The sequence below is a fragment of the Streptomyces sp. NPDC088261 genome (genome assembly GCF_044740805.1).
Taxonomy (GTDB): Bacteria; Actinomycetota; Actinomycetes; order Streptomycetales; family Streptomycetaceae; genus Streptomyces.
The window spans coordinates 38,535-64,707 of sequence record NZ_JBIURL010000011.1 but is presented as its reverse complement, the minus strand read 5'-3'; the positions used below and the strand labels follow the sequence as shown (position 1 = coordinate 64,707).

At 72.0% G+C, this 26,173-nt stretch carries 27 protein-coding genes; 17 read left to right on the top strand and 10 right to left on the bottom strand.

From position 1 onward, the window contains the following. Positions 1–122: 122 nt before the first annotated feature. Both ACIODU_RS21890 and ACIODU_RS21885 read left to right on the top strand, forming a co-directional pair. The gene (locus ACIODU_RS21890; RefSeq protein WP_401769555.1) at positions 123–1,451 is read left to right on the top strand and encodes a hypothetical protein; all 1,329 of its coding nucleotides are present in this window, start codon (positions 123–125) and stop codon (positions 1,449–1,451) included. After that, positions 1,448–2,032: a GNAT family N-acetyltransferase gene (locus ACIODU_RS21885; protein WP_356425888.1), complete on the top strand. Its 585-nt coding sequence runs from the start codon at positions 1,448–1,450 to the stop codon at positions 2,030–2,032. The genes ACIODU_RS21890 and ACIODU_RS21885 overlap by 4 nt, the downstream gene beginning before the upstream one ends. A gap of 32 nt (positions 2,033–2,064) precedes the next feature. Here the strand turns inward: ACIODU_RS21885 and ACIODU_RS21880 are convergent, their stop codons facing one another. The 3 genes from ACIODU_RS21880 to ACIODU_RS21870 form a co-directional block, all read right to left on the bottom strand. Next, entirely contained in the window at positions 2,065–2,517 is a 453-nt protein-coding gene (locus tag ACIODU_RS21880; protein ID WP_356425891.1) for a VOC family protein, read from the bottom strand. An 86-nt stretch (positions 2,518–2,603) separates the two neighbouring features. Next, positions 2,604–3,674 (bottom strand): EamA family transporter RarD, encoded by a 1,071-nt coding sequence (gene rarD, locus ACIODU_RS21875; protein WP_401769554.1) that lies wholly within the window; start codon positions 3,672–3,674, stop codon positions 2,604–2,606. Positions 3,675–3,816: 142 nt separating this feature from the next. Beyond that, the gene (locus tag ACIODU_RS21870) at positions 3,817–4,686 is read right to left on the bottom strand and encodes an NAD(P)H-binding protein (RefSeq protein WP_401769553.1); all 870 of its coding nucleotides are present in this window, start codon (positions 4,684–4,686) and stop codon (positions 3,817–3,819) included. 112 nt (positions 4,687–4,798) lie between these two features. Between ACIODU_RS21870 and ACIODU_RS21865 the strand changes: the two genes are divergently transcribed. Beyond that, on the top strand, positions 4,799–5,197 hold the full coding sequence (locus ACIODU_RS21865; RefSeq protein WP_401769552.1) for a winged helix-turn-helix transcriptional regulator: 399 nt from the start codon (positions 4,799–4,801) through the stop codon (positions 5,195–5,197). Positions 5,198–5,290: 93 nt separating this feature from the next. Here the strand turns inward: ACIODU_RS21865 and ACIODU_RS21860 are convergent, their stop codons facing one another. The 5 genes from ACIODU_RS21860 to ACIODU_RS21840 form a co-directional block, all read right to left on the bottom strand. Further along, positions 5,291–6,394 (bottom strand): 2-oxoacid:ferredoxin oxidoreductase subunit beta, encoded by a 1,104-nt coding sequence (locus tag ACIODU_RS21860; RefSeq protein ID WP_401769551.1) that lies wholly within the window; start codon positions 6,392–6,394, stop codon positions 5,291–5,293. After that, a complete protein-coding gene (locus tag ACIODU_RS21855; RefSeq protein ID WP_401769550.1) occupies positions 6,387–8,351 on the bottom strand; it encodes a 2-oxoacid:acceptor oxidoreductase subunit alpha in 1,965 nt (654 codons plus the stop codon). The genes ACIODU_RS21860 and ACIODU_RS21855 overlap by 8 nt, the downstream gene beginning before the upstream one ends. Positions 8,352–8,597: 246 nt before the next feature. Beyond that, complete coding sequence (locus ACIODU_RS21850; protein WP_161307788.1) at positions 8,598–9,257, bottom strand: LuxR C-terminal-related transcriptional regulator; 660 nt, start codon at positions 9,255–9,257, stop codon at positions 8,598–8,600. Between the two features lie 148 nt (positions 9,258–9,405). After that, the gene (locus ACIODU_RS21845) at positions 9,406–10,719 is read right to left on the bottom strand and encodes a sensor histidine kinase (RefSeq protein ID WP_401769642.1); all 1,314 of its coding nucleotides are present in this window, start codon (positions 10,717–10,719) and stop codon (positions 9,406–9,408) included. A 244-nt stretch (positions 10,720–10,963) separates the two neighbouring features. Continuing rightward, complete coding sequence (locus ACIODU_RS21840) at positions 10,964–12,160, bottom strand: sensor histidine kinase (RefSeq protein WP_401769549.1); 1,197 nt, start codon at positions 12,158–12,160, stop codon at positions 10,964–10,966. A gap of 222 nt (positions 12,161–12,382) precedes the next feature. Here ACIODU_RS21840 and ACIODU_RS21835 point away from each other — a divergent pair, with 222 nt between their 5' ends. From ACIODU_RS21835 to ACIODU_RS21775, 13 genes are all read left to right on the top strand, one after another. After that, on the top strand, positions 12,383–12,775 hold the full coding sequence (locus ACIODU_RS21835) for an NADH-quinone oxidoreductase subunit A (protein WP_161308872.1): 393 nt from the start codon (positions 12,383–12,385) through the stop codon (positions 12,773–12,775). Further along, the gene (locus tag ACIODU_RS21830; RefSeq protein ID WP_161308871.1) at positions 12,766–13,374 is read left to right on the top strand and encodes an NADH-quinone oxidoreductase subunit B; all 609 of its coding nucleotides are present in this window, start codon (positions 12,766–12,768) and stop codon (positions 13,372–13,374) included. Before ACIODU_RS21835 ends, ACIODU_RS21830 begins: the two co-directional genes overlap by 10 nt. Further along, positions 13,371–14,279 carry an NADH-quinone oxidoreductase subunit C gene (locus tag ACIODU_RS21825; protein WP_401769548.1) on the top strand — a complete coding sequence of 303 codons (909 nt, stop codon included), beginning with the start codon at positions 13,371–13,373 and terminating at the stop codon, positions 14,277–14,279. Before ACIODU_RS21830 ends, ACIODU_RS21825 begins: the two co-directional genes overlap by 4 nt. Next, complete coding sequence (locus tag ACIODU_RS21820) at positions 14,276–15,244, top strand: NADH-quinone oxidoreductase subunit H (RefSeq protein ID WP_401769547.1); 969 nt, start codon at positions 14,276–14,278, stop codon at positions 15,242–15,244. Before ACIODU_RS21825 ends, ACIODU_RS21820 begins: the two co-directional genes overlap by 4 nt. After that, positions 15,244–15,840 (top strand): NuoI/complex I 23 kDa subunit family protein, encoded by a 597-nt coding sequence (locus ACIODU_RS21815; RefSeq protein ID WP_401769546.1) that lies wholly within the window; start codon positions 15,244–15,246, stop codon positions 15,838–15,840. Before ACIODU_RS21820 ends, ACIODU_RS21815 begins: the two co-directional genes overlap by 1 nt. Further along, positions 15,837–16,460: an NADH-quinone oxidoreductase subunit J gene (locus tag ACIODU_RS21810; protein WP_401769545.1), complete on the top strand. Its 624-nt coding sequence runs from the start codon at positions 15,837–15,839 to the stop codon at positions 16,458–16,460. The genes ACIODU_RS21815 and ACIODU_RS21810 overlap by 4 nt, the downstream gene beginning before the upstream one ends. Further along, positions 16,460–16,798: an NADH-quinone oxidoreductase subunit NuoK gene (gene nuoK, locus ACIODU_RS21805; RefSeq protein ID WP_167028703.1), complete on the top strand. Its 339-nt coding sequence runs from the start codon at positions 16,460–16,462 to the stop codon at positions 16,796–16,798. Before ACIODU_RS21810 ends, nuoK begins: the two co-directional genes overlap by 1 nt. Further along, positions 16,795–18,801, top strand: coding sequence for an NADH-quinone oxidoreductase subunit L (locus tag ACIODU_RS21800; protein WP_401769544.1), 2,007 nt, complete (start codon positions 16,795–16,797; stop codon positions 18,799–18,801). Before nuoK ends, ACIODU_RS21800 begins: the two co-directional genes overlap by 4 nt. A gap of 27 nt (positions 18,802–18,828) precedes the next feature. Then, the gene (locus tag ACIODU_RS21795) at positions 18,829–20,490 is read left to right on the top strand and encodes an NADH-quinone oxidoreductase subunit M (RefSeq protein WP_401769641.1); all 1,662 of its coding nucleotides are present in this window, start codon (positions 18,829–18,831) and stop codon (positions 20,488–20,490) included. Beyond that, a complete protein-coding gene (locus ACIODU_RS21790; protein WP_401769543.1) occupies positions 20,487–22,043 on the top strand; it encodes an NADH-quinone oxidoreductase subunit N in 1,557 nt (518 codons plus the stop codon). The genes ACIODU_RS21795 and ACIODU_RS21790 overlap by 4 nt, the downstream gene beginning before the upstream one ends. A 248-nt stretch (positions 22,044–22,291) precedes the next feature. Next, positions 22,292–23,155, top strand: coding sequence for a zinc metalloprotease HtpX (gene htpX, locus ACIODU_RS21785; RefSeq protein ID WP_161310831.1), 864 nt, complete (start codon positions 22,292–22,294; stop codon positions 23,153–23,155). Continuing rightward, positions 23,152–23,544: a YccF domain-containing protein gene (locus ACIODU_RS21780; RefSeq protein ID WP_356425931.1), complete on the top strand. Its 393-nt coding sequence runs from the start codon at positions 23,152–23,154 to the stop codon at positions 23,542–23,544. Before htpX ends, ACIODU_RS21780 begins: the two co-directional genes overlap by 4 nt. Positions 23,545–23,671: 127 nt before the next feature. Further along, positions 23,672–23,848: a hypothetical protein gene (locus tag ACIODU_RS21775; RefSeq protein ID WP_356425934.1), complete on the top strand. Its 177-nt coding sequence runs from the start codon at positions 23,672–23,674 to the stop codon at positions 23,846–23,848. On the opposite strand, the gene ACIODU_RS21770 is transcribed toward ACIODU_RS21775, so the two are convergent. After that, complete coding sequence (locus tag ACIODU_RS21770; RefSeq protein WP_401769542.1) at positions 23,830–25,107, bottom strand: APC family permease; 1,278 nt, start codon at positions 25,105–25,107, stop codon at positions 23,830–23,832. The two genes, ACIODU_RS21775 and ACIODU_RS21770, sit on opposite strands and share 19 nt — an antisense overlap. Before the next feature lie 86 nt (positions 25,108–25,193). Here ACIODU_RS21770 and ACIODU_RS21765 point away from each other — a divergent pair, with 86 nt between their 5' ends. Continuing rightward, entirely contained in the window at positions 25,194–25,469 is a 276-nt protein-coding gene (locus ACIODU_RS21765; RefSeq protein ID WP_327235003.1) for a GlsB/YeaQ/YmgE family stress response membrane protein, read from the top strand. A gap of 34 nt (positions 25,470–25,503) precedes the next feature. Here ACIODU_RS21765 and ACIODU_RS21760 read toward each other — a convergent pair whose 3' ends face one another. Next, entirely contained in the window at positions 25,504–26,166 is a 663-nt protein-coding gene (locus tag ACIODU_RS21760; protein ID WP_401769541.1) for an alpha-ketoglutarate-dependent dioxygenase AlkB family protein, read from the bottom strand. Between the last annotated feature and the right edge of the window lie 7 nt (positions 26,167–26,173).

The window sequence follows — 26,173 nt, the reverse complement described above, 5'->3', positions numbered from 1 at the left end:
GACGATGCAAGGACGATGAAAGAAGCCCCCAGGGGGTGATCCCGCCCCTCGCGCGGGGCATCACGCAGACGGGAGCGGTACGGTCGTCGCCCCGTCGTCGCGTGGATGCCCGGAGTCCTCGTATGGCTGAACGCCGCAATCCCCCCAACACACGACTGCGCCATGTGCGCGTGCGTGAACTCCAGATGAGCCGTGACGAGTTCGCCAGACGAATCGTCGCCACCGGCCAGGAGATGGGTGAAGGAGAAGTCGGCTGCGGGGCACGGCTGATCGCCGCCTGGGAAGACGGTGACGTCGCGTGCCCGCGCGCGGTGTACCGGCGGATCCTCACCAGGATGACCGGTCGCGGTCCGGCCGAGCTCGGCTTCCGCCTGCCTCTCCCGGCGGTCCCGGCGGAGCAGCCGGCCGGACCGTCCCTCTCGCACGAGACAGAGCACGATCCGATGGAACGTCGAGCCCTGCTTCGTGACGGCGTCGGCGCCGTCCTGGCACTTCCCCTCGGCGCGGGCCGCCACATGCCGGGCCGGATCGGCGCGGGGGAGATCCGGTCCGTCATCACCGCCGTGAGCACCCTCTACGCGCACGACCACGACTACGGATCCGCCCCCGTGCGCCGCGCCGCCGGCGAGGCCTTGTCGATCGCCTACCAGTGGTTGAGGAGCGGGAGTTACACGGAGAGGACCGGGCGCAAGCTCCGCTCCGCCACTGGCGCCCTGGGGATCGCCGCCGGCTGGCTGTCCTTCGACTCAGGGCGCGCCGCCGACGCCCACAGCCTGTACGGGGAGGCGCTCGCCGCCGCCAGGATCGCCGACGACCGTGAGCTGGAGGCGCACGCCTTCGGCTGCTTGTCCCTGCTGGCCAAAGCCGGCGGGCGCCCGCGTGAAGCGATCTCCGCCGCCCAGGGCGCGCAGAGCGCCGCCCGCACCTGCGGCTCGCCCCGCCTGTTGTCCCTCATGCACCTGCGCGAAGCCGGAGGCTGGGCCCTGATGGGCGACCGTACGGCGGCCGATCAGGCGATCGTCCGTGCCCACGGCCTGTACGCCAAGGGCCCGGCGGACGCCGACCCCGACTGGCTGGAGTTCTTCACCCCGGGTGAGCTCGCCGGTCTCGAATCCCTGGCGCGTGCGTCCCTCGGTCAGCACGAGCGGGCCGTCAGCGGCGCCGAGCAGGCCGTGCTCCTCCATGGCGAGACCTTCGCCAGGAACCGGGCCCTGTACACGGCGGACATCGCGATTCACCAGGCCGTGAGGGACCGGCCCGAGCCGGAGGCAGCCGCCGAGGCAGCCGGCCGCGTCCTGGCCCACTTCCCCGAAGTGCGCTCCGACCGACTGCTCCAGTCCCTGCACGACATCGCCGACGCGTTCCAGGGGCACGCGGGCGTCCCCGCGATCGCCGACTGGATCGACGCGTATCGCAGCACCGTCACCGCCACTGAAGGAGGCCGGGCGTGACCATTCCGACCGACGTCGAGATCCGCGCGTACGGCTCCGGAGACGTCGAACCGCTGCTCGACACCCTCGTCGGCATCTGGTCCGACGCCCACCCCGAACTCACCGGCCCCGCCGGTGCCGACACCCCCGGCATCGGCACCGGCGGCCTGTCCGCCGTCGCGCTGCGCCGCCAGATCCTCGGCCACGCGAAGCGCGACGGTTTCACCCTGGTCACCGCCCACCATCACGGCACGATGGTCGGCTTCGGCTACGCGTTTCCCTGCGAGCCGTCGTACTGGTTCGGGCCCGACCTGCTCCCCAGGATCGCCGAACACGTCAGGAGCGGCAGGCTCATGGGACTGTGCGAGCTCGCCGTCCTGCCGTCCCGTCAATCCCGGGGGATCGGTTCACGCCTCCACGCGGAACTCCTGAAGGCGATCGACCCGGAGTGGTCGAGTCTGCTCGTCCGGCCGGACAATCCCCGCGGGCGCGGACTGTACGACCGGCTCGGCTACACCTACGCGGGCCCGTACCGCAACACCACCGACGGCCCGGAGTTCGACCTGCTCCTCCTCGAAGTGGGACGGGGCGAGGTCGGATAGGCCGGCGTCCGCGGTCCGGCCCGTCGGGGTGTTCACGACACGCAGAACTCGTTGCCCTCCGGGTCCGTCAGGACCGACCAGGTGCCGCCCGGTTCCTGGACGTGGCGGAGGACCGCGGCGCCCAGGGACTCCAAGCGGTGGATCTCCGACTGGCGGTCCGCGGCCGGGTCCGGGTGGAGGTCGATGTGGAGGCGGTTCTTCTGGGTCTTCGGCTCCGGGACGCGTTGGAAGAGGATGCGGCGGCCGAGGCCCAGGCCGTTGTCCTCCTGGTACGGGTCGTCCGGGTGGCGGACGGCGGCCAGGTCGCGCCAGGCGCTGTGGCCGTGGGACTCCACCGTGTCCTTGTCCGAGATCTGGCCCAGTGCGCGCAGGCGCTCGATCAGGGGGCTGTTGTCCTCCACCAGGTAGCCCAGGGCCTCCGCCCAGAAGTCCGCCTGGGCGTGCGGATCGGCGGCGTCGATGACCAGTTTCCAGTGCAGTGTCATGGAGTCATGGAATCAGTTGTGGGGGAGTGTCCGCGGGCGTGGGGGGTGATGCCCTCGCGTCGTACGCCTCCCTCGCCGCCGCGGTCTCAGTTCGGCTCGGCGGTGGGCGTCTCGGCGGTGACGGCGGTGTACGGCGTACGCGCCTCCGCACCGGCCCCCGGACCCGCCGCCGACGGCCGCCCGGCCTCCGCCGCCCGCTCCGCCCCCGCCACCCGTACCGCCTCCGTCAGCCGCGCCTTCTCCGCCCGCGCCCTGCGCCCCGTCCGCAGCGCCTCCCACGTCAGGATCGTCAGCGCCAGCCAGACCAGCGAGAAGCCGGCCCACCGCTCCGCCGGCATCTCCTCGTGGAAGTACGCGACCCCCAGGGCGAACTGGAAGAGCGGCGCAAGATACTGCAACAGCCCCAGCGTCGACAGCGGCACCCGTATCGCCGCCGCCCCGAAGCACACCAGCGGCACGGCGGTGACCAGGCCCGTCGACGCCAGCAGCAGCGCGTTCCCCGCCCCCTCCGCCCCGAAGGTCGCCGTGCCCCGCGCCTGGAGCCACACCAGATACCCCAGCGCGGGCAGGAACAGGATCACGGTCTCCGCCGCCAGCGACTCCAGGCCGCCCAGGTTGACCTTCTTCTTGACCAGGCCGTACGTGGCGAAGGAGAACGCCAGCGTCAACGAGATCCACGGCGGCTGGCCGTACCCGATCGTCAGCACCAGCACCGCCAGCACCCCGATGCCCACCGCCGCCCACTGCGCCGGCCGCAGCCGCTCCTTGAGCAGCAGCACGCCGATCGCGATCGTCACCAGCGGGTTGATGAAGTAGCCGAGCGACGCCTCCACCACATGGCCGGAGTTGACCGACCAGATGTAGAGGCCCCAGTTGACGCTGATCACGATCGCCGCGACCGCGACGAGCGCCAGCTTCTTCGGCTGCCGTACGAGATCCCCGATCCAGGCCCAGCGGCGCAGCGCCACCAGCGCGACCGCGACGAACAGCAGGGACCACACCATCCGGTGGGCGAGGATCTCCAGCGCGGCGGACGGCTTGAGCAGCGGCCAGAAGAGCGGGACGAGCCCCCACATCCCGTACGCGCCGAACCCGTACAGCAGCCCTGTCCGCTGTTCGCCCTGCGCCGTCGACTCCGACGTCACCCGCGACTTCATCGGTGATTCCACCGGCCCGGCCCTCCCCACCCCACACGCGGCATCCCGCACGCGACATCCCGATGAAGGTAGCGCCGAGAGGGGGTGGGTGTCATGTCCGTGTCGCCATACGGTCATGACACCCGCGCGCCCCCGCGGTACGTCAGGCCGGGTGGGACGCCAGAGCCTCCGCCACGCTCTGCGCGAGCGGCGTGGTCGGGCGCCCGATGAGCGCGGCCAGTTCCCCGGTGACGTGCGCGATCTGCCCCCGCCCGATCCCGGCGTCGAGGTCGACGAGGACCGGGACGACCGGCGCCGGCACCCCCGCGCCGGCGAGGATCTCCCCGTACACCTCGGCGGGCACGTTGTCGTACGTGATCGTCCGGCCGGTCTGCCGGGACAGCTCGGCGGCGTACTCCGCGAAGGACCAGGCGGTGTCGCCGCTCAGCTCGTACGCCCGGTTCAGGTGCCCCTCGCCGGTGAGGACGGTGGCCGCGGCGGCCGCGAAGTCCGCGCGGCTCGCGGAGGCGATCCGGCCGTCGCCCGCGCTGTGGACCACCTTGCCGTGCTCCAGGACCGGCGCGAGGGCCTCGGTGTAGACCTCGGTGTAGAAGCCGTTGCGCAGGAGGGTGTACGGCAGGCCCGAGTCGAGGATCAGCCGCTCGGTGGCCTGGTGCTCGGCGGCCAGCTGGAGCTCGGAGTCGGGGCCGCCGAGGATGCTGGTGTACGCGAACCGCTCCACCCCCGCCGCCCGCGCGGCGTCGATCACGGCGGCGTGCTGCGGCACCCGCCGCCCTACCTCGCTGCCCGAGACCAGCAGCACCCGGTCGCCGGCCCTGAACGCGTCCGCGAGCGTCTCGGGCCGGTCGTAGTCCGCGACCCGCAGCTCGACGCCGCGCGCCGCCAGCTCCGCCGCCTTCTCCTTGTCGCGAACGACGGCGGCGAGGTCGCCGGGCGCCGTGCCGGACGCCAGCAGGGACTCGAGGACGAGGCGGCCGAGGTGGCCGGTGGCTCCCGTGACGACGATGCTCATGGGGGGTCTGCTCGCTTTCGGGGGATTGTGTGTGCTCCGTCATGCTCTGCACACTCACCCTAGGGGCGGTACTTTCTCCGCGAAAGTACCCACTTTCAAGTAAGGTACTGGCATGGCAGTGAGCGAAGCGGATCTGGACGCCCGGCCGCCCCGGGCGAACGTCAACGAGCCCATGTGCGGGTCCCGGCTGGTGCTGGAACACGTCACCTCCCGCTGGGGGGTGCTCGTGCTCGCCAACCTGCTGGAGCGCTCGTACCGCTTCAGCGAACTGCGGCGGACGGTCGGCGGCGTCAGCGAGAAGATGCTCGCCCAGACCCTCCAGACCCTGGAGCGGGACGGCTTCGTCCACCGCGACGCCAAGCCCGTGATCCCGCCGCGCGTCGACTACAGCCTCACCGACCTGGGGCGCGAGGCCGCCGAGCAGGTGTGGGGGCTGGCGCGCTGGACGGAACGGCGGCTGGGAGACGTCGAGGCGGCGCGGGAGACGTACGACGAGGCCCGGACCTCCTAGAGCGTACGTACGAGAGGTGGAGCGTACGTACGGAAGGGCCCGGACCTCCTGAGAGATCCGGGCTCCGGGTGAACCGCGCGAAGGAAGACGGGCTCAGCCCGCGACCGTCCAGGTGTCGCCCCCGGCCAGCATCGCCGCCAGGTCGCCCCTGCCCTGCCGCTCCACCGCCCGGTCGAGCTGGTCCGACATCAGCGTGTCGTACACCGGCCGCCGCGCGCTGCGCAGCACCCCGATCGGCGTGTGGTGCAGCGTGTCCGCGTCCGCGAGGCGCGACAGCGCGAACGCGGTCGTCGGACTCGCCGCGTGCGCGTCGTGGACCAGCACGCGCGACTCGTTCTCGGCGGTGACGGTCACCACCTCCAGGTCCCCGGACGCCATGTCCCGTACGACCCCCTTGGACCCCAGCCCGTTCTCCAGCGGCGCGCCGAAGCGGATCGGCTGCCCGTGCTCCAGCCGGATCACGGCCTCCTGCGCCTGGTCGCGGTCCTTGAGGACCTCGAAGGCGCCGTCGTTGAAGATGTTGCAGTTCTGGTAGATCTCCACCAGCGCGGTGCCCGGGTGGTCGGCGGCCTGGCGCAGCACCTCGGTGAGGTGCTTGCGGTCGGAGTCGACCGTACGGGCCACGAAGGACGCCTCCGCGCCGAGCGCCAGCGACACCGGGTTGAAGGGCGCGTCGAGCGAGCCCATCGGGGTCGACTTGGTGATCTTCCCGACCTCGGAGGTGGGGGAGTACTGGCCCTTCGTCAGCCCGTAGATCCGGTTGTTGAACAGCAGGATCTTCAGATTGACGTTCCGCCGCAGCGCGTGGATCAGGTGGTTGCCGCCGATGGACAGCGCGTCGCCGTCCCCGGTGACGACCCACACCGACAGGTCGCGCCGCGAGGTGGCGAGGCCGGTGGCGATGGCCGGGGCGCGGCCGTGGATGGAGTGCATCCCGTACGTGTTCATGTAGTACGGGAAGCGGGAGGAGCAGCCGATGCCGGAGACGAAGACGATGTTCTCCTTGGCCAGCCCCAGCTCGGGCATGAAGCCCTGCACGGCGGCCAGGACCGCGTAGTCACCGCAGCCGGGGCACCAGCGGACCTCCTGGTCCGACTTGAAGTCCTTCATGGACTGCTTGCCCTGGGCCGGCGGGACCAGCGTCAGCAGCTCGTTCGCCGGGGCCTGGGCCCCGGACACCGCGTGCGCCTCAGACATCGATGGCCTCCTTGAGAGCCGTGGCCAGCTGCTCCGCCTTGAACGGCATGCCGTTGACCTGGTTGTACGAGTGGGCGTCGACCAGGTACTTCGCCCGGAGCAGGGTGGCGAGCTGGCCGAGGTTCATCTCGGGGACGACGACCTTGTCGTACCGCGCCAGGATCTCGCCGAGGTTGCGCGGGAACGGGTTGATGTGGCGCAGGTGGGCCTGCGCGATCGCCTCGCCGTCCTTGCGCAGCCGGCGCACGGCGGCGGTGATCGGCCCGTACGTGGACCCCCAGCCCAGCACCAGCGTGCGGGCGCCGTCCGGGTCGTCCACCACCAGGTCGGGCACCTCGATGCCGTCGATCTTCGCCTGGCGCGTACGGACCATGAAGTCGTGGTTGGCGGGGTCGTACGAGATGTTGCCCGTGCCGTCCTGCTTCTCGATGCCGCCGATGCGGTGTTCGAGACCGGGGGTGCCGGGCACCGCCCAGGGGCGGGCCAGCGTCTTCGGGTCGCGCTTGTACGGCCAGAACACCTGGGTGCCGTCGGCCAGTTGGTGGTTCGGGCCGGACGCGAACTCCACGCGCAGGTCGGGCAGTTCCTCGATCTCCGGGATCCGCCACGGCTCCGAGCCGTTGGCCAGGTAGCCGTCGGAGAGCAGGAAGACGGGGGTGCGGTACGTGACGGCGATCCGGGCGGCGTCCATGGCCGCGTCGAAGCAGTCCGCCGGGGTCTGCGGCGCGACGATCGGCACCGGCGCCTCGCCGTTGCGCCCGTACATCGCCTGGAGCAGGTCGGCCTGCTCGGTCTTGGTGGGCAGCCCGGTCGAGGGGCCGCCGCGCTGGATGGCCACCACCAGCAGCGGCAGCTCCAGGGAGACCGCGAGGCCGATGGTCTCCGACTTGAGCGCCACCCCGGGACCCGAGGTGGTCGTCACGGCCAGCGAACCGCCGAAGGCGGCCCCCAGCGCGGCGCCGACGGCCGCGATCTCGTCCTCGGCCTGGAAGGTCCGTACACCGAAGTTCTTGTGCCGGGACAGCTCGTGCAGGATGTCCGAGGCCGGGGTGATCGGGTACGAGCCCAGGTAGAGCGGCAGCTCCGCCTGGTGCGCGGCGGCGATCAGGCCGTAGGACAGGGCAAGGTTCCCGGAGATGTTGCGGTACGTGCCGGTCGGGAACGCGGTCGAGGCCGGGGCGACCTCGTAGCTGACCGCGAAGTCCTCGGTGGTCTCGCCGAAGTTCCAGCCCGCCCGGAAGGCGGCCACGTTCGCCTCGGCGATCTGCGGCTTCTTCGCGAACTTGGCCCGCAGGAATCTCTCGGTGCCCTCGGTCGGCCGGTGGTACATCCACGACAGCAGCCCGAGCGCGAACATGTTCTTCGAGCGCTCGGCCTCCTTGCGGGAGAGCCCGAAGTCCTTGAGCGCCTCGATCGTGAGGGTGGTCAGCGGCACCGGGTGGACCTGGTACCCGTCCAGGGACCCGTCCTCCAGCGGGGAGACCGCGTAGCCGACCTTGGCCATCGGGCGCTTGGTGAACTCGTCGGTGTTCACGATGACTTCGGCGCCGCGCGGGACGTCGCCGATGTTCGCCTTGAGGGCGGCCGGGTTCATCGCGACCAGCACGTTCGGGGCGTCGCCCGGGGTCAGGATGTCGTGGTCGGCGAAGTGCAGCTGGAAGGAGGAGACACCCGGGAGGGTCCCGGCGGGTGCCCGGATCTCGGCGGGGAAGTTCGGCAGCGTCGACAGGTCGTTCCCGAACGACGCCGTCTCCGACGTGAAGCGGTCACCCGTCAGCTGCATGCCGTCGCCCGAGTCACCCGCGAAGCGGATGATCACCCGGTCCAGGCGGCGGACTTCCTTCGTGCCGTCACCCTCGGGCGCGGGGAGCGCGGCTCCCTGTTCCCCCACGGTGCCTTCACTGACGTCGTCGGCCTCATCGGCACGCTCGGCTGGGCTACTGACCTGGCTGGTCACTGAACTGGACCTCCCTCGAGGCGGCGGCTCGCGACCACCGGCTGCCCGGCAGTCCCGGAGACCACCCTACGTCGGTAAGGGTCACCTACCCTGGACCGATCGTAGGACAGACGTGGTTTTCGGACCCGGCGATGTCAGCGTATGGACTATTTTGTCCGTACGATCACGGCGCGCGCGCCGTGTGCCGCTCTGGTCCTTTGGTTCTAGGTCCAATGTCCCAGGGGCAGTTGCCCCCGTGTCCCGCGGTCAGTTCCTGAGGTACGTGAGGACGGCCAGGACCCGCCGGTGATCCCCGTCACTCGGGGAGAGCCCGAGCTTCTGGAAGATGTTGCTCACGTGCTTCTCCACCGCGCCGTCGCTGACGACCAGCTGCTTGGCGACCGCGGAGTTCGTCCGCCCCTCGGCCATCAGACCGAGGACCTCGCGCTCCCGGGGGGTCAGCCCGGCCAGCACGTCCTGTTTCCGGCTGCGGCCGAGCAGCTGGGCCACCACCTCCGGGTCCAGGGCCGTACCGCCCCTGGCGACCCGTACCACCGCGTCCACGAACTCCCTGACCTCGGCGACCCGGTCCTTGAGCAGGTACCCCACGCCGCGTGAGCTGCCGGCCAGCAGTTCGGTGGCGTACTGCTCCTCCACGTACTGCGAGAGAACCAGCACCCCGATGCCGGGGTGGTCCTTGCGGAGCCGTACGGCCGCCCGTACGCCCTCGTCGGTGTGGGTCGGCGGCATCCGTACGTCCGCGACCACCACGTCGGGCAGGGCCCCCTGGGCCGCCAGGTCGCCCACGGTCTTGATCAGCGCCTCGCCGTCGCCGACCCCGGCGACCACGTCGTGCCCGCGGTCGGTGAGCAGCCGGGTCAGGCCCTCCCTGAGCAGTACCGAGTCCTCGGCGATGACGACCCGCACCCTGTCCTCCACCACGACGCTGTTGCTCCCCCTGTTGATGCCGATGTCTGCCCCCGCGACTCCAGCATCCCAGTATTCGAACGGCTCCGCGCGCACCCGGGCGAATCCGTCACGCACCCTGGGGGTCGGCCCCCATGTGCCCGTGGGGTCAGCCCCGCCAGGGCAGCTCCGCCGTCACCGTCGTCGGGCCGCCCGCCGGCGACTCCACGGCGAGGATCCCGTCCACCGCGTCCAGCCGCTCCGCCAGCCCCGCGAGACCGCTGCCGGCGGAGGCGTCCGCGCCGCCCCTGCCGTCGTCCGCGACCTGGAGCATCAGCCGGTCCCGCGAGCGCCACACGTCCACCGAGGCCGTACGGGCGGCGCTGTGCTTGCTGACGTTCTGGAGCAGCTCGGAGACCGTGAAGTACGCGATCCCCTCGATCGCCGCCGCGGGCCTGGCCGGCAGCTCCACCTCCACCCGTACGGGTACGGTGCAGCGCGACGCGACGGCCGAGAGCGCCGCGTCCAGACCGCGGTCCGTCAGCACCGCCGGGTGGATGCCGCGCGCCAGGTCACGCAGCTCCTGGAGGGCGGTCTTCACCTCGCCGTGCGCCTCGTCCACCATCCGCGCCGCCGCCTCCGGGTCCTCCGCCAGCTTCTCCTTCGCCAGCCCCAGGTCCATGGCCAGCGCCACCAGCCGGGCCTGCGCGCCGTCGTGGAGGTCCCGCTCGATACGGCGCAGGTCGGCCGCCGCCGTATCCACGACGACCCCCCGGTCCGACTCCAGCTCCGTCACGCGGGCGGCCATCCTGGACGGCCCCAGCAGGCCGGCGACCAGCAGCCGGTCCACGCTCGTCAGGCCCCGGATCAGCCAGGGGGTGGCCAGCACGAGCACCAGGCCCACCGCGCAGGTGGCGCCGATCTCGAAGGGGGTGTCGAGGTAGAAGTCCCGGCCGTCGATCTCACCCGTGAAGGAGATCCCGGGCTGGTCCAGGTAGCGGGGGAACACCCACTGCCACAGCGGGTACAGGAACAGCGACCACGCCGTCGACCAGAACGCCAGCGCCACCGTGAACGCGAACGCCGCCCACGGGAAGTGCACCAGCGCGTAGGCCAGGTGCCGCCAGGACACCCCGCTCTTGAGGACCGCGCCGACCCAGCCCATGAGCCCCGGCCTCGTACCCCGTACGGGCTCCGGGTCCCGGAGGTCCATGCCCAGCAGCGCCCGGGCCCGCGCCCGCTCCACGGCGCCGAGGGCGCGGCAGCCGGCCAGCCCGGCCGCCAGCACGGGCACGCCGAGGAAGGTGACGAGCAGGCCCACACCGGCGGCGAACATCGTCAGCGCGTAGGAGAAGAACACCACGCTGATCGGCAGGCTGAGCATCAGGTACCCGAACTCGCGCCAGGTCCGGGCCCCGACCGGGGCGCGCAGCACCTGGGGGACGAGGGGGCGCCGGGTGGGCGATCCGTAGTCGAGAGCCATGGCCGGATTCCGATCTGCGAGCGGGGCGGGGGCGGGGGCCGGTGCGGGCGGGGGTGCGGGTGCGGTCTGTACGGGCATGTCTCCATGCTCCGGGCCCGCCGCGCTCGTCACCATGAGGCCGGTAGCCCTCTTCACCCTGGGGTTTTCCCTACCTCGGGGCCCCGGGCCCCTTACACACGGACGGGCGGAGCGCCCCGCACGCCCCGCCCGTCGCCCGCGCGTTGCCCACGCGCCCGTGCCGTCCTCAGGCCGTCCCGCGCCGCCGCCACGGCAGCTCCGCCGTGACCGTCGTCGGGCCGCCCACCGGCGAGTCCAGGACGAAGAGGCCGTCGACCGCGCCCAGCCGCTCGGCGAGGCCGGACATGCCCGTACCTCCGTCGAGGCTCGCGCCGCCCCTGCCGTCGTCCGTGACCTGGATCAGCAGCCGCTCCTCCGACCGCCACACGTCCACCGAGGCCGTACGGGCCGCGCTGTGCTTGCTGACGTTCTGGAGCAGCTCGGAGGCCGTGAAGTACGCGATCCCCTCGATCGCCGCCGCCGGCCGCTCCGTCAGGTCCACGGTCACCTTCACCGGGACCGTGCACCGGGAGGCGATCGACGAGAGGGCCGCGTCCAGACCGCGGTCCGTGAGGATCGCCGGGTGGATGCCGCGCGCCAGGTCGCGCAGCTCCTGGAGCGCCAGCTTCACCTCGCCGTGCGCCTCGTCCACCATGACCGCCGCCGCGTCCGGGTCCTCCAGCAGCTTCTCCTTCGCCAGGCCGAGCCCCATCGCCAGGGCCACCAGCCGGGCCTGCGCGCCGTCGTGGAGGTCGCGCTCGATACGGCGCAGGTCCGCCGCCGCCGTGTCGACCACCACACCCCGGTCGGACTCCAGCTCGGCGATCCGCCGCTCCAGCTCGTCGGAGGGCGAGAGGAGCCCCCGTACCATCGCGCGGTCCACGTTGGTGAGCCCCCGCGCCACGTACGGCAGGACGGGCCAGAGCACGAACAGGCCCACCAGCGTGACGGAGAACGTCAGCACGCTCCAGGGCAGCCGGATGAACTCGTACAGCACCGTCCGCCAGGCCACCGGGTCGCTGATCCCCGTCCACAGCCGGGCGAAGAACCCTCCTCCGGACTGCCCCCGCCCCCGGCCGCGCGCGACCAGCCGGCTCGGCTCGTCGATCCGTACCCCCAGCAGCTTCCGCGCCCGCGCCCGCTCGCCCCGGCCCAGCAGCCGGGCCCCCGCCAGCCCGAGGGCCAGCCACGGCAGACCGATCACCGTCACCGACAGCCCGGCGCCGGTGGACACGGTGACCACCACATAGACGAACCCGACCAGCGACGACGGCAGATTCGCCAGGAGATGCGCGATCTCCTTCCAGGTCTGGCGGTCGAAGGCGGGGCGCACGGGGGGCGGCCGGTCGTTCTTGGCCTCGGGATCATCGAAACTCACGGTCATAAGGAACCAGACTGCCGGGCCGCGGACACCCGCGCCATGGGGTGGCTGGGTGCGCGGGAAGTAGGGATAACCCCACCTTCGTACGAAAGGTTCGTACGAGTTCCGGAAGGTTACGGTGGACGGGCTGCTTACCCTTTCTTTAGCAGGGCCTAGACTCCCGTCCGTACAGATCGTCGAAGAGGCCGCTACGGCTGCTACGGAGTCAGGGAGCGAGGGGCGGACGTGTCGGAACCGACCGTTCTCGCGGCGGACTACTTCCGGAGCTATTCGGTCGTCGGGCTGCTCGCGGTTGTCGGCGTGCTGTTCGTCGCCGTGGCCTTCGGGGCGGGCCGGCTGCTGCGGCCCGTGGTGCCGACGCCGGAGAAGCTGCTCACGTACGAATGCGGCGTGGACCCCGTCGGCGAGGGCTGGGCCCACACCCAGGTCCGCTACTACGTCTACGCGTTCCTCTACGTGATCTTCGCCGTCGACTCGATCTTCCTGTTCCCGTGGGCGACCGTGTTCGCCGCCCCCGGCTACGGCGCGACGACGCTCGTCGAGATGTTCATCTTCCTCGGCTTCCTGGCCGTAGGACTGCTCTACGCATGGAAGAAGGGCGTCCTCGAATGGACGTGACCCCCCAAGCGCCGCCGGCCCCGGTGCCGGTGGCGGCTCCCCAGCGCCTCGGTGTGCTCTCCCGGCTGGCGCCCGAGCCCATGAAGGTCGTCCTCAACTGGGGGCGCCGCTACAGCCTCTGGGTCTTCAACTTCGGACTCGCCTGCTGCGCCATCGAGTTCATCGCCGCGTCCATGGCCCGCCACGACTTCATCCGGCTCGGTGTGATCCCCTTCGCGCCGGGGCCGCGCCAGGCCGACCTGATGGTCGTCTCCGGCACGGTCACCGACAAGATGGCGCCGGCCGTGAAGCGGCTGTACGAGCAGATGCCCGAGCCCAAGTACGTGATCTCCTTCGGCGCCTGCTCCAACTGCGGCGGCCCGTACTGGGATTCGTACTCCGTGACGAAGGGCGTCGACCAGATCATCCCCGTCGACGTCTACGTACCGGGCTGCCCGCCGCGCCCAGAGGCGCTGCTCCAGGGCATCCTCAAGCTCCAGGAGAAGATCTCCCGCGAGTCGCTCGGCGACCGCTACGCCTCGGCGGGCCGGCCCTCGCCGGCCGCGCTGCGCAGCGGACTGGTGCCTCCGCCGCCGCCCCCGGGGGAGGGCGTTTCGTGAGCGCGTACGACCGGCTGCCGGACGCCGCCGCCGAGATCTTCGGCGAGGGGGCCACGGCGGAGCGGGCGTACGGCCTCCTGACGGTCGACGTGCCCGCCGCCTCCTGGCTGACCGCGCTCGAAACCGCCCGGACCACCCTCGGCTGCACCTACTTCGACTGGCTGAGCGCCGTCGACGAACCGGGCACCGGCTTCCGCGTCTGCGCCCACGTCGCCGCCCTCGGCGCCGGTACGGTCCGCGCGCTCCTCGTCCGTACGACCGTCCCGCATGAGGCACCCGCCCTGCCCACCGCCCTCGGGGTCTACGCGGGCGCGGGCTGGCACGAACGCGAGACCCACGAGATGTTCGGCATCTCCTTCACCGACCACCCGAACCTCGTCCCCCTCCTGCTCCCCGAGACGTTCGAGGGCCACCCGCTGCGCAAGGACTTCGTCCTCGCGGCCCGGGTCGCGAAGGCGTGGCCGGGGGCGAAGGAGCCGGGCGAGTCCGAGCACGGCGGCCCCAAGCGCCGCCAGATGCTGCCGCCGGGCGTGCCCGACCCGAACGAGTGGGGCCCGCTCAAGGGCCAACTGCCCGCCGCCCCGGCCCGCCCGGCCCGGGGGGCCCGCGCGGGAGGCGCCCCGGCCGACCGCCCGCCGCGCCGCACCCGCAGCGTCACGGAGGGCTCGACCACCCAGGCCCCCACACCCGCCGCACCCCCTACGCCTGACGCCCCTTGGCGCGCCCCGGAGCCGGAGCGTCCCGCGCCGGAACCCGAGCGCCCCGACAGGGAGCCGGACCGTCCCGCACCCGACAGCGAGCGACCCGCCCCGGACAGCGACCGACCCGCCCCGGACAGCGACCGACCCGCCCCGGGCAGCGACCGACCCGCCCCCGACACCGACCGGCCCGGAGGAGACGCGTGAACGACGTGCTCGACATCGCCCTCCGGCTGATCGTCGTCTTCGCTGTGTTCCTCGTCCTCCCGCTCGTCGTGGGGCAGGCCGAGCACAAGGTGATGGCCCACATGCAGGGCCGCCTCGGCCCCATGTACGCGGGCGGTTTCCACGGCTGGGCCCAACTCGTCGCGGACGGCGTGAAGTTCGCCCAGAAGGAAGACATCGTCCCGGCCGCCGCCGACCGCCGTGTCTTCCAACTGGCCCCCGCCGTCGCCCTCCTCCCGTACCTCCTCGTCCTGGTCGTGATCCCGGTCGGCCCGAGCGAGGGCGCCGTCGGCCAGGTCGTCGACGCGGGCATCTTCTTCGTGCTCGCCGTGATGGGGATCGGCGTGCTCGGCTCGCTCATGGCGGGCTGGGCGTCCGCCAACAAGTTCTCCCTCCTGGGCGGCCTGCGCACCGCCGCCCAACTGCTCGCGTACGAACTGCCGATGCTCCTCGCCGCCGCCTCCGTGGCCATGGCGGCCGGCACGGTCTCGCTGCCCGGCATCCTCCACGCGTTCGCGTGGTGGTGGGTGCCGTGGCAGATCGTCGGCGCCCTGGTCTTCTTCGTCGCGGGCCTCGCCGAACTCCAGCGCCCGCCCTTCGACATGCCCGTCGCCGACTCCGAGATCATCTTCGGCGCGTACACCGAGTACACCGGGCTGCGCTTCGCGCTCTTCCTGCTCGCGGAGTACGCGGGCATCGTCGTCCTGTGCGGTCTGACCACCGTCCTGTTCCTCGGCGGCTGGCACGGCCCCCTCGGGGGCGACGGGTTCGGCTGGGTCTGGACCCTCCTCAAGACCGCCGTGCTCGCCTTCGTCGTCATCTGGCTGCGGGTGAGCTATCCCCGCCTGCGCGAGGACCAGTTGCAGAAGCTCGCCTGGACCGTGCTCATCCCCCTCGCCCTCGCGCAGATCGCGCTCACCGGCATCGTGAAGGTGGCGATCAACTGATGTCCCCGATCCCCGGCTCCGGCCTGGCCAAGGGGCTGGCCGTCACCCTGCGGACGATGACGCGCAAGACCGTCACCGCCCAGTACCCGGACGCCCAGCCCGAACTGCCGCCCCGCTCCCGGGGGGTGATCGGCCTGTTCGAGGAGAACTGCACGGTCTGCATGCTGTGCGCCCGTGAGTGCCCCGACTGGTGCATCTACATCGACTCCCACAAGGAGACCGTCCCGGCCGCCGCCCCCGGGGGCCGGGAGCGCAGCCGCAACGTCCTCGACCGGTTCGCCATCGACTTCTCGCTCTGCATGTACTGCGGTATCTGCATCGAGGTCTGTCCTTTCGACGCGCTGTTCTGGTCACCGGAGTTCGAGTACGCGGAGACGGACATCCGCGACCTCACCCACGAGCGGGACAAGCTCCGCGACTGGATGTGGACGGTGCCGGCGCCGCCCGCCCTCGACCCCGGCGCCGAGGAGCCCAAGGAGCTCACCGCGGCCCACAAGACGGCCGACAAACTCGCGGCGGCATCGGCAGCGGCGTCAGCAGCACCGGCACCGGCGGCGGACGAGCCGGGGCAGCCCGGTCAGGAGGCCGGCGAGTGACCCTCGCAGCAACCGCCGCCGCCACGGCCGGCCACGGCTTCCTGTCCCCGAGCGGCGTGGAGATCGCGTTCGTCCTCGTCGGCCTGGTCACCTTCGGCGCGGCCCTCGTCACCGTCACGACCCGGCAGCTGGTGCACGCCGCCCTCTGGCTCGTCGTGACCCTCGGCGGCCTCGCCGTCGAATACCTGCTGCTGACGGCGGAGTTCATCGCCTGGGTGCAGGTCCTCATCTATGTCGGTTCCGTCGTGGTCCTCCTCCTCTTCGGACTGATGCTGACCAAGGCGCCCATCGGGCACTCGCCCGACGCCGACTCGGAGAACCGCAAGGTCGCTCTCGCCGTCGCCGTCGCGGCGGCCGCCGCGCTGGTCTGGGTGGTCGTGGACGCGTTCCGTACGACCTGGGTCGACCTGGAAGGACCGGCGCAGGGCTCCACGAAGGTGTCGGGACAGTTCCTCTTCCGCCACTGGGTACTGCCCTTCGAGGCCCTGTCCGTCCTGCTGCTGGCGGCACTGGTCGGCGCGATCGTCCTCTCCCGCAAGAGGACCGACACCCCGGCCGGCCCCGGCAGCACCGGCCCGGCCACCGATTCCCGCCCCGGCCCCGGCAAGGAGAAGCGCTGATGCACCTCGCCTATCCCGCCGTCCTCGCGGCCCTCCTGTTCTGCACCGGGATCTACGGCGTCCTCGCCCGCCGCAACGCGATCCTCGTCCTGATGTCCGTCGAGCTGATGCTCAACGCCGTCAACCTCAACCTGGTCGCCTTCGACGTATGGCTCCGGGACACCCTGCACTCCGGCCAGGCCCTGACCCTGTTCGTCATCGCCGTCGCCGCCGCCGAGATCGGCATCGGCCTGGCGATCGTCCTGATGGTGTACCGCAACCGCGGCACCTCGGACGTCGACCGGCTCCGCGACACCGCCGAGGCCCCCGACGGCACCAAGACTGAGGCCACCGCGTGACCACCACCACCCTCGCCGTTCTCGTCCCCCTCCTGCCGTTCCTCGGCGCCGCCGCCGGACTCCTGCTGGGCCGCACCGCCCCGGGATTCGTCCGCCCCCTGGCCGTCCTGCCCACCCTGACGGCCACCGCGCTCGCGATCACGGTCGCCGTACGCCAGGGCGGCGGCGCGGGCAACGGCACGACGCCGCTGGACGCGGCGACCCGCCTCACCCCCACCGGCTCGGTCCCCATCGACCTCGCCCTGCACATCGACGGCTTCGCCGCCCTGGTCGCGGTCCTCGTCGGCACCGTCGCCACCTGCGTTCAGATCTACTCGACGGCCTATCTGCGCGACGACGCCCGCTACCCGTCGTACGCCGCCCTCGTCTCCCTCTTCACCTCCGCGATGCTGCTCGTCGTCTACTCCGGCGACCTGATGGTGCTCCTGGTCGGCTGGGAGATCATGGGCATCTGCTCGTACTTCCTCGTCGGCCACTACTGGGAGACCCCCGAGGCGCGCGCCGCCTCCCTCAAGGCCTTCCTGATCACCAAGCTCGGCGATGTCCCCTTCCTGATCGGCCTGTTCGCCCTCGCCGCCGACACCGGCACGTTCCGGATCACCGGCATCCTGGACAAGGTCGCGGAGGGCGGCCTCGACCACCCCACCCTGATCGCCCTGCTGCTGCTCGCGGGCGTCGCGGGCAAGTCCGCGCAGTTCCCCCTCCACACGTGGCTCCCCGACGCGATGGCGGGCCCCACTCCCGTCTCCGCGCTGATCCACGCCGCGACGATGGTCGCCGCCGGCATCTACTTCGTGGCCCGCCTCCTTCCCGTGTTCACCGCCTCGAAGGCCGCGCTGGTCGTCCTCGCCGTGATGGCCGCGGTCACCATGGTCGGCTCGGCCCTCGCCGCCCTCGCCCAGGACGACATCAAACGGGTCCTCGCCTACTCGACCATCGGCCAACTCGGCTACATGTCGGGCGCCCTGGCCCTCGGCGACCGCAGCGCGGCCGTCTTCCACCTGATCTCCCACGGTGCGTTCAAGGCCCTCCTCTTCCTCGGCGCCGGCGTGATCATCCACGCCGCCGGCACCAACTCGCTCGCCGCCATGTCCCGCATGGGCGGCCTCGCCAAGCGCATCCCCGACGCCTTCTGGACGATGACGGTCGCCCTGCTCGCGCTCGCCGCGATCCCTCCCTTCGCCGGCTTCTTCTCCAAGGAGTCCGTCCTCGTCGTCGCCGAGCACACCGCCCTCGGCACCGCCCACACCGCGCCCGGCGCCGCCGGCTGGGTCGTGCTCGTCGCCGGCCTGGTGACCGCGCTCCTCACCGCCGCCTACGCCACCCGCCTGTGGCTCCTCGCCTTCCGGGGCCGCGGCGCCGAGGCCCCCGACCACGGCAAACAGCCCGTCGCCATGAACGCCGTCCTCTGGGTCCTCGCCGTCCCCTCCCTCGCACTCGGCCTGACCGTCGGCTACATCGCCGACTGGTTCGACGGCGACAGCCTGGCGCCGAACCTCACCACCTCCGTCCTGGGCACCGGCGTCGCGCTCGTCGGCGGCCTGACCCTCTACGGCGTCTGGCGCCACACCTCGGCCCTGACCAGCCGCACCCCCCTCGGCGCCGTCGCCGCGCACCCCGACGCGGAACCCGCCCAATCGGAGATCGAAGCCATCGAGACGCACCTCGCCGCCTACGGGGACATCGGCGCGGCCCACGACCCGGCCGACCCGGGCCGTCTGCTCCTGGGCCGCCTCCACCCCCACGCGGCGGCCGGATTCCACCTGGACACGCTCTACGACCGCCTGTTCGTCCGCCCCGTCCTCGCCGCCGCCCAGCTCGTCCGCTTCCTCGACCGCGAGGTCGTCGACACGTACGTACGCGGCGCGGGCACCGGCACCCGCTGGCTCGGCGCCGCCGTCCGCCGCGCCCAGACGGGCAACGTGCAGACCTACCTGAGCGCCCTGCTGGCCGGCTCCGTCGTCCTGGCGATCGCCGCCGTACTCGTCGCCGCCGGAGCGTGAGCCGTGATCGATATCAGTGAATCCGTGATGCAGGCCCTTCTGGCGTTGATCGTCGCCGGACCGCTCGTCGGCGCCGCCGCCGTCTTCCTCCCCGCACCGCCCGGACTCAAGGGCCGCGGCCCCGACCAGGCCGTGCTCCGCCACGGCGTCACCGTCACCGGCGCGATCCTCGCCGCCGCGATCGTCCTGGCCCTCGGCTTCGACCGCGACCACGCGTCGAGGATGCAGGCCACCACGGACATCAGCTGGATCGCGGCGCTGGACGTCCGCATCCACCTCGGCATCGACGGCATTTCGCTCCCCCTTCTGGTCCTGACCGCGCTGCTGACCTTCCTCTGCGCGCTCTACAGCTACTTCAAGATGCCCTCGGGCCCCTCGCCCAAGGCGTTCGTCGCCCTGCTGCTCCTCCTCGAATCCGGCACCCTCGCCACCTTCGCCGTCCTCGACCTGCTGCTCTTCTTCCTGGCCTTCGAGATGGTGCTCATCCCGATGTACTTCCTCATCGCCCGCTGGGGCGGCTCGGAAGGCGTCCCGGGCGGCCGGCAGGCGGCGGCCTGGAAATTCATCCTCTACACCCTGCTCGGGTCCGTGGTCATGCTGCTCGGCCTGCTCCTCATCGGGCTGAGGGCGGGCACATTCGACATGGTGGCACTCGCCACTGACAACGGCCGTGGGCTCAGCACCTCCACGCAGGTCATCGCCGTTCTGGCGATCGGCGTCGGCCTCGCCGTGAAGACCCCGATGTGGCCGCTGCACAGCTGGCTGCCGGACGCCCACACCGCCGCCCCGACCGTCGGGTCCGTCCTGCTCGCCGGGGTCCTGCTCAAGATGGGTACGTACGGGTTCGTCCGGATCGTCCTGCCCATCGCCCCCGACGGGATGCGGACCTTCGCGCCCTACCTCGCGGCCCTCGCCGTCGTCGGCATCATCTACGGATCCCTCGCCTGCCTCGCCCTCGCCCGGCAGGGCGCGGGCGGCGACCTCAAGCGGCTGATCGCGTACTCGTCCGTCGGCCACATGGGCTTCGTGCTGCTCGGCATCGCCACGATGACCCCCACCGGCGTGAACGGCGCGCTCTTCGCCAACATCGCCCACGGCCTCATCACCGGCCTGCTGTTCTTCCTGGTCGGCGCGCTCAAGGACCGCTACGGCACCGCCGACCTGGACACCCTCGCCGGTGCCACGGGCGCCGCGCTCTACGGCCGCGCGCCCCGCCTCGGCGGCCTGCTCGCCTTCGCGGCCGTCGCCTCCCTCGGACTGCCCGGCCTCGCCGGGTTCTGGGGCGAGATGCTCACGATGTTCGGCGCCTTCGACCCCGCCGACGGCCTGAGCCGGCCCGCCTTCCTCACCTTCATGGCCGTCGCGGGCCTCGGCACGCTTCTCACCGCCGCATATCTTCTGATCGTCGTACGCAGGGTGTGCATGGGCGTGCAGGCCCCGCACGAGACCGGCGCGGCAGGCGCCCCGGGCATCCCGGCGACCCGGGCCATCACGGACACCCCCGCCGCCCCGGACACCGGCGCCCGGGGAACCCCGGCCGCCCCGGGCTTCGCCGACGTACGGACGTACGAACTCGTCGCCTGGACCCCGCTCGTCGCCCTCACCGTCCTCGCCGGCCTCTGGCCCGCGGTCCTCCTCGGCCTCACCGACCCGGCCGTGCAGAAGCTCCTCGCAGGAGGCATGTCGTGACCGTGGCCGCCGACGGCGCCGCCAGCCTCGTCCAGTCCGTCGACTGGCTCGCGATCGCGCCCCCCACCCTCACCGCCGTGGTCGCCCTCGTCATCCTGGTGGCCGACCTCTTCGTCCCCGAGCAGCGCAAGCAGCTCCTCGGCGGCCTCGCGATCGCCGGCCTCGCCGCCGCGATGGCCTTTCTGCTGCCGCTGTGGAACGACGACCGTTCGACGTTCTGCCTCTCCGGCGAGAACGGCGGGACCGGCGCGTGCAGCTACACCGCCGACCACTTCACGCTCGTCATCCAGCTGCTCGTCCTCGGCGGGGCCCTGCTCACCGCCCTGCTCTCCCTGACCGGGACCAAGGACCTCCCGGCGGGGGAGTTCTGGTTCCTGCTGCTCTCCTCGGCGGCCGGCGCCGCCCTGCTGCCCGCCTCCCGCGACCTCGCCACCCTCGTCGTCGCCCTCGAAGTGGCCTCGCTGCCCGCCTTCGCCCTGGTCGGGCTCAAGCGCGGCGACCGGCGCTCCTCCGAGGCCGCGCTGAAGTTCTTCCTCTCGTCGGTCACCGCGACGGCCGTGATGCTGCTGGGCGTCAGCTTCGTGTACGCCACCACCGGCACCCTGCACCTCACGGAGATCGCCGGCGCGCTGGACGACGTCCCGGGACAGCTGGCCACCCTCGCCCGGGCCGGGGTCGCCCTCACCCTCGTCGGCTTCGCCTTCAAGACCGCCGCCGCGCCCTTCCACTTCTGGGTCCCCGACACCTACGTGGGCGCCCCGCTGCCCATCGCCGCCTACCTCTCCGTCGTCGGCAAGGCCGTCGGCTTCACCGGGCTGATCCTGGTCACGGTCGTCGCGTTCCCGTCGTACGCGGACGTGTGGGGCCCCGTCCTCGCCTTCCTCGCCGCGCTGACGATGACCGTCGGGAACGCCGCCGCCCTCCGGCAGTCCGCCACGCGCGCGTGGAGCGCCGTACGCCTCCTGGCCTGGTCCTCGGTGGCCCAGGCCGGCTACCTGCTGGTGCCGATCGCGTCCTCCGCGTACGCCGACGGGGACCGGATCGGTTCCACTGTCGCGTACGCCCTCATGTACGCCGTCGTGAACCTCGGCGCCTTCGCCGTCGTCGCCCTGGTCGCTCGTACGGAACCGGAGAACCGGATCGCCGACTACCGCGGCCTGTACGCGCGCCGCCCGGCCGCCGCCGTCGCCCTGGCGTTCTTCCTGCTCTGCCTGGCGGGGCTGCCGCCCGGCATCATCGGCCTGTTCGCCAAGGTCACGGTCTTCTCCGCGGCCGTCGACGCGGGCCTCGGCTGGCTGGCCGTCTTCATGGCCGTGAACGTCGTGATCGCCCTCTACTACTACCTTCGGTGGACGGCGCTCCTCTTCCGCGCCCCGGAGGGCGAGGAGGCACCGTCCGGCGCGGCCGTGCGGACCGCCGGGAACGGGGAACTGTCCGCGCCCGCCACCCCCGTCCCCCTCACCGTGGCGATCGCCCTGACCGCCGCCCTCGGCGTCGCCCTGTCGGGAGCCCCCCAGCTCGTCCTGCGCTTCGCCGACGTCAACCTGTTCTGACCTGTACGGCGTCCCCCAAGGCACCCGGCTGACCGGAGGGTGCCCCCTCAGAGGTCCTGGCGCCCCCTGGGGCCCGTAGGCCCGCCTCCGCCGGGCGGGGCCCGCCACCCGGACGGCGTACGCCCCGGGCCGGGGCGTCAGGGAACCCGAACCCTCCGCCTGGCGTTGACCAGTACGGAAGCGTCCACTGAAGAGTGGAGCAGCACTCCGCAGAGGGTTCCCCTGCCGCACGATCTGGAGGGCGTACCGTGCACCGCCGGCACAACGGGTTGAGAACCGCCGTACTCCTCGGGGGCCTCTCCGCGCTCATCATCGTCATCGGCAGCTTCTTCGGCCGTACGGGGTTGATCGTCGCGCTGGTCGTGGCCGTCGGGACGAACGCGTACGCGTACTGGAACAGCGACAAGCTGGCCCTGCGCGCGATGCGGGCCCGGCCCGTCAGCGAATTCGAGGCCCCCCAGCTCTACCGCATCGTCCGCGAGCTCTCGACCGCCTCCCGCCAGCCCATGCCCCGGCTGTACATCTCCCCGACCCAGGCGCCCAACGCCTTCGCCACCGGCCGCAATCCCCGCAACGCCGCCGTCTGCTGCACGGAGGGGATCCTCCAGATCCTCGACGAACGCGAGCTGCGCGGAGTCCTGGGCCACGAGCTGAGCCACGTCTACAACCGCGACATCCTGATCTCGTCGGTCGCCGGCGCGCTCGCCTCGGTCGTGATGTTCCTGGTGAACTTCGCCTGGCTGATCCCCGTCGGCCGCTCGGACGACGACGACGGCCCCGGCATCGTCGGCTTCCTGCTGGTCCTGGTCCTGGGACCGCTCGCCGCCTCGGTGATCCAGCTGGCCGTCAGCCGTTCCCGCGAGTACGAGGCGGACGCCTCGGGCGCCCAGATCACCGGCGACCCGCTGGCCCTCGCCAGCGCGCTGCGTAAGCTGGATGCGGGGACGAAACAGTTGCCCCTGCCGTCCGAGCCGCGGATCGAGACCGCGAGCCACATGATGATCGCGAACCCCTTCCGCCCTGGCCAGGGGGTGTCCAAGCTGTTCTCCACGCATCCGCCGATGGCGGAACGTATCGCCCGACTAGAGCGAATGGCAGGTCGACGATCATGAGAACTCTCCTGAATGTGGTCTGGCTCGTGTTGTGCGGCTTCTGGATGTTCCTGGCCTATGTCGTGGCTGGGCTGGTGCTCTGCGTCACGATCATCGGGATTCCCTTCGGCCTCGCGGCCTTCCGCATCGGCCTCTACGCCCTGTGGCCGTTCGGCTACACGGCGATCGACCGCCCCGACGCGGGCGCGCCCTCGTTCGTCGCCAACATCCTGTGGTTGGTCCTGGCCGGCTGGTGGCTGGCCCTCGGCCATATCTTCACGGGCATCGCGCTGTGCGTGACGATCATCGGCATCCCGCTGGGCCTCGCGAACTTCAAGCTGATCCCGATCTCGTTGATGCCGCTGGGCAAGGAGGTCGTCCCGACCGACCAGCCCTTCGTGGTGCGCTGAGGCGGGTTCCGCCCGCACGGGCCACAGGACCGGCACGCGGCGGGCCAACAAGCCGATCTGCGGAGAGAAACCGCAGGTCGGAGCGGTTCCAGGGTCCATTGTCAGTGGCATGGTCCACCATGAGCACATGACCGAAACCGAGCAGTCGCCGGAGACCGCGGCCCCGGCCGAGTCCGCCCTGTTCCCCGCCCTCGCCGCGTGGCAGCGTGCCTGGGTCGACGGCACGTCCTGGTCGGAGGACGAGGAGAGCGACGCGGAGGCCCGGCCGTGGCCGGACTTCCGCACCTACATACCCGCGGCCTGAGTCCCCCGCCCCGGCCGGGACCGCCGCGCGGCGTGGATGAGCGCCCCGAGCGCCAGCACCCCCGCACCGGAGACCACCGAGGCGAGCGGCAGGGCACAGGCCAGCGCCACACACCCCACCAGCCCACCCGCCGCCACCACCCGGGTGCCGACCGCCCGGTCACCGGGCGCCCCGCCCGTGCCCAGCGTCCAGGCCGACGCGTTGGCGATCGCGTAGTAGGCCAGCACACCGAACGACGAGAAGCCGATCGCCCCGCGCAGGTCCGTGGTGGCCGCCACGACCGCCACCACGGCGCCCACCGCCAGCTCCGCCCGGTGCGGCACGTGAAAACGCGTGTGAACGGCGGAGAGCCCGCCCGGCAGATGCCCGTCCCGCGCCATCGCCAGTGTCGTCCGGGACACCCCCAGGATCAGCGCCAGCAGGGAGCCGAGCGCCGCCACCGCCGCCCCGGCCCGCACCACCGGTACGAGCCACGACGCGCCCGCGGCCCGTACGGCCTCGGTGAGCGGCGCCGACGCCCGCCCCAACTCCCCGGCCCCCAGCACGGAAAGGACCGCCACGGCCACCGCCGCGTAGACCACGAGCGCGATCCCCAGCGCGAGGGGCACGGCACGCGGGATCGTACGGACCGGATCACGCACCTCCTCGCCCAGCGTGGCGATCCGCGCGTACCCCGCGAACGCGAAGAACAGCAGGCCCGCCGCCTGGAGCACCCCGCCGGCGGAGGCGTCGGCGACCGGCGCGGGCCGCCCCGCCCCGGCCGCGTCCGAGCCGAGGCACACCACCACGACCACGGAGAGGATCACGAGCACGACCGCCACCACGACCCGTGACAGCCACGCCGACTTCTGAACGCCCCGGTAGTTCACGGCGGTCAGCGCCACGACCGCCGCCACCGCCACGGCGTGCTCCCGCCCCGGCCACACGTACGCGCCGACCGTCAGGGCCATGGCCGCGCACGACGCCGTCTTCCCCACGACAAAGGCCCAGCCCGCCAGGTACCCCCAGAACGCGCCGAGCCGTTCCCGCCCATAGATGTATGTCCCACCGGATGCGGGGTAGAGGACGGCCAGCCGGGCCGACGACATGGCGTTGCAGTACGCGACCGCCGCCGCCAGCCCCAGGCCCAGCGGCAGACCCGACCCCGCGGCCCTCGCCGCGGGCCCCAGAGCGACGAAGATCCCCGCCCCGACCATCGCCCCCAGTCCGACCACCACCGCGTCGAACACGCCCAGCGTGCGCCGCAACTCCTGTGTCATAAGGCGCAGGCTACGGATCTCCGCAACCGCGCCCGGTCCGCTGGGCGTCTTCCGGGACAACACCGCACGAAAGGCAGGTTCAGGACATGGGCATCCTCGGCTGGATCATTCTCGGACTCCTCGCCGGAGCCGTCGCCAAGATTCTGCTCCCGGGACGCGACCCGGGCGGGTTGATCGGCACGACACTCATCGGCATCGCGGGGGCCTTCGTCGGCGGCTGGATATCGGCGCGCTGGCTCGACCATCCCATCAACAAGGACTTCTACGACGGGCCGACCTGGCTCGCGGCCATCGGCGGCGCGTTCGTCCTGCTGGTCATCTACCGGCTCCTCTTCGGCAACTCCCGCTCCAGGACCCGCTGACGGGGCTCTGCCGACAGGACCCGCCGGCCGGCGCTCACCCACCGAGCCCGGTCTCCCGCAGGGTGATGTTCAGCCGCCCGCCGGCCATCCCCGTCGCCGGATCGCCCGTCCCCGGGCGGACCTTGGGCACCCCGTGGTACGCCAGGCGCGACGTCCCTCCGAAGACGAAGAGGTCCCCGGAGGCCAGCTCCACGTCCCGGTAGGGCCGCCCCCGGTTCTCCGTGTTGCCCAGGCGGAAGACGCAGCTGTCCCCGATGCTCAGGGACACCACCGGAGCCAGGGACCTCTCGTCCTTGTCCTGGTGCATGCCCATCGTCGCGTCGCCGTCGTAGAAGTTGATCAGCGCGGTGTCGGGGGTGTACGCGGCCGCGCCCGCCGGATCGCCGTACGCCTCGGCCACCGCCGCCCTGCCCCACTCCACCAGCCACGGCGGAAACGCCGCCACCCGGACGCCGTTCACATCCCCGGCCGTGCGCGTGTAGCGGTAGGGCTGCCAGTGCCAGCCGAGACAGACGGTCCGCACGGACATCACGCCCCCGTTCGGCAGCACCGTGTGCCGGATCGGCACGGGACCCCGGGCCCACTCCCGGCAGGCCCGTACCAGTTCACGCTGCCGCTCCCCGGACAGCCACGCCGGTACGTGCACCGCCCCGGGCGCGACCTCCTCCCGCGGCCTCGGGAACAGCTCGCCGCTCATGAGACGC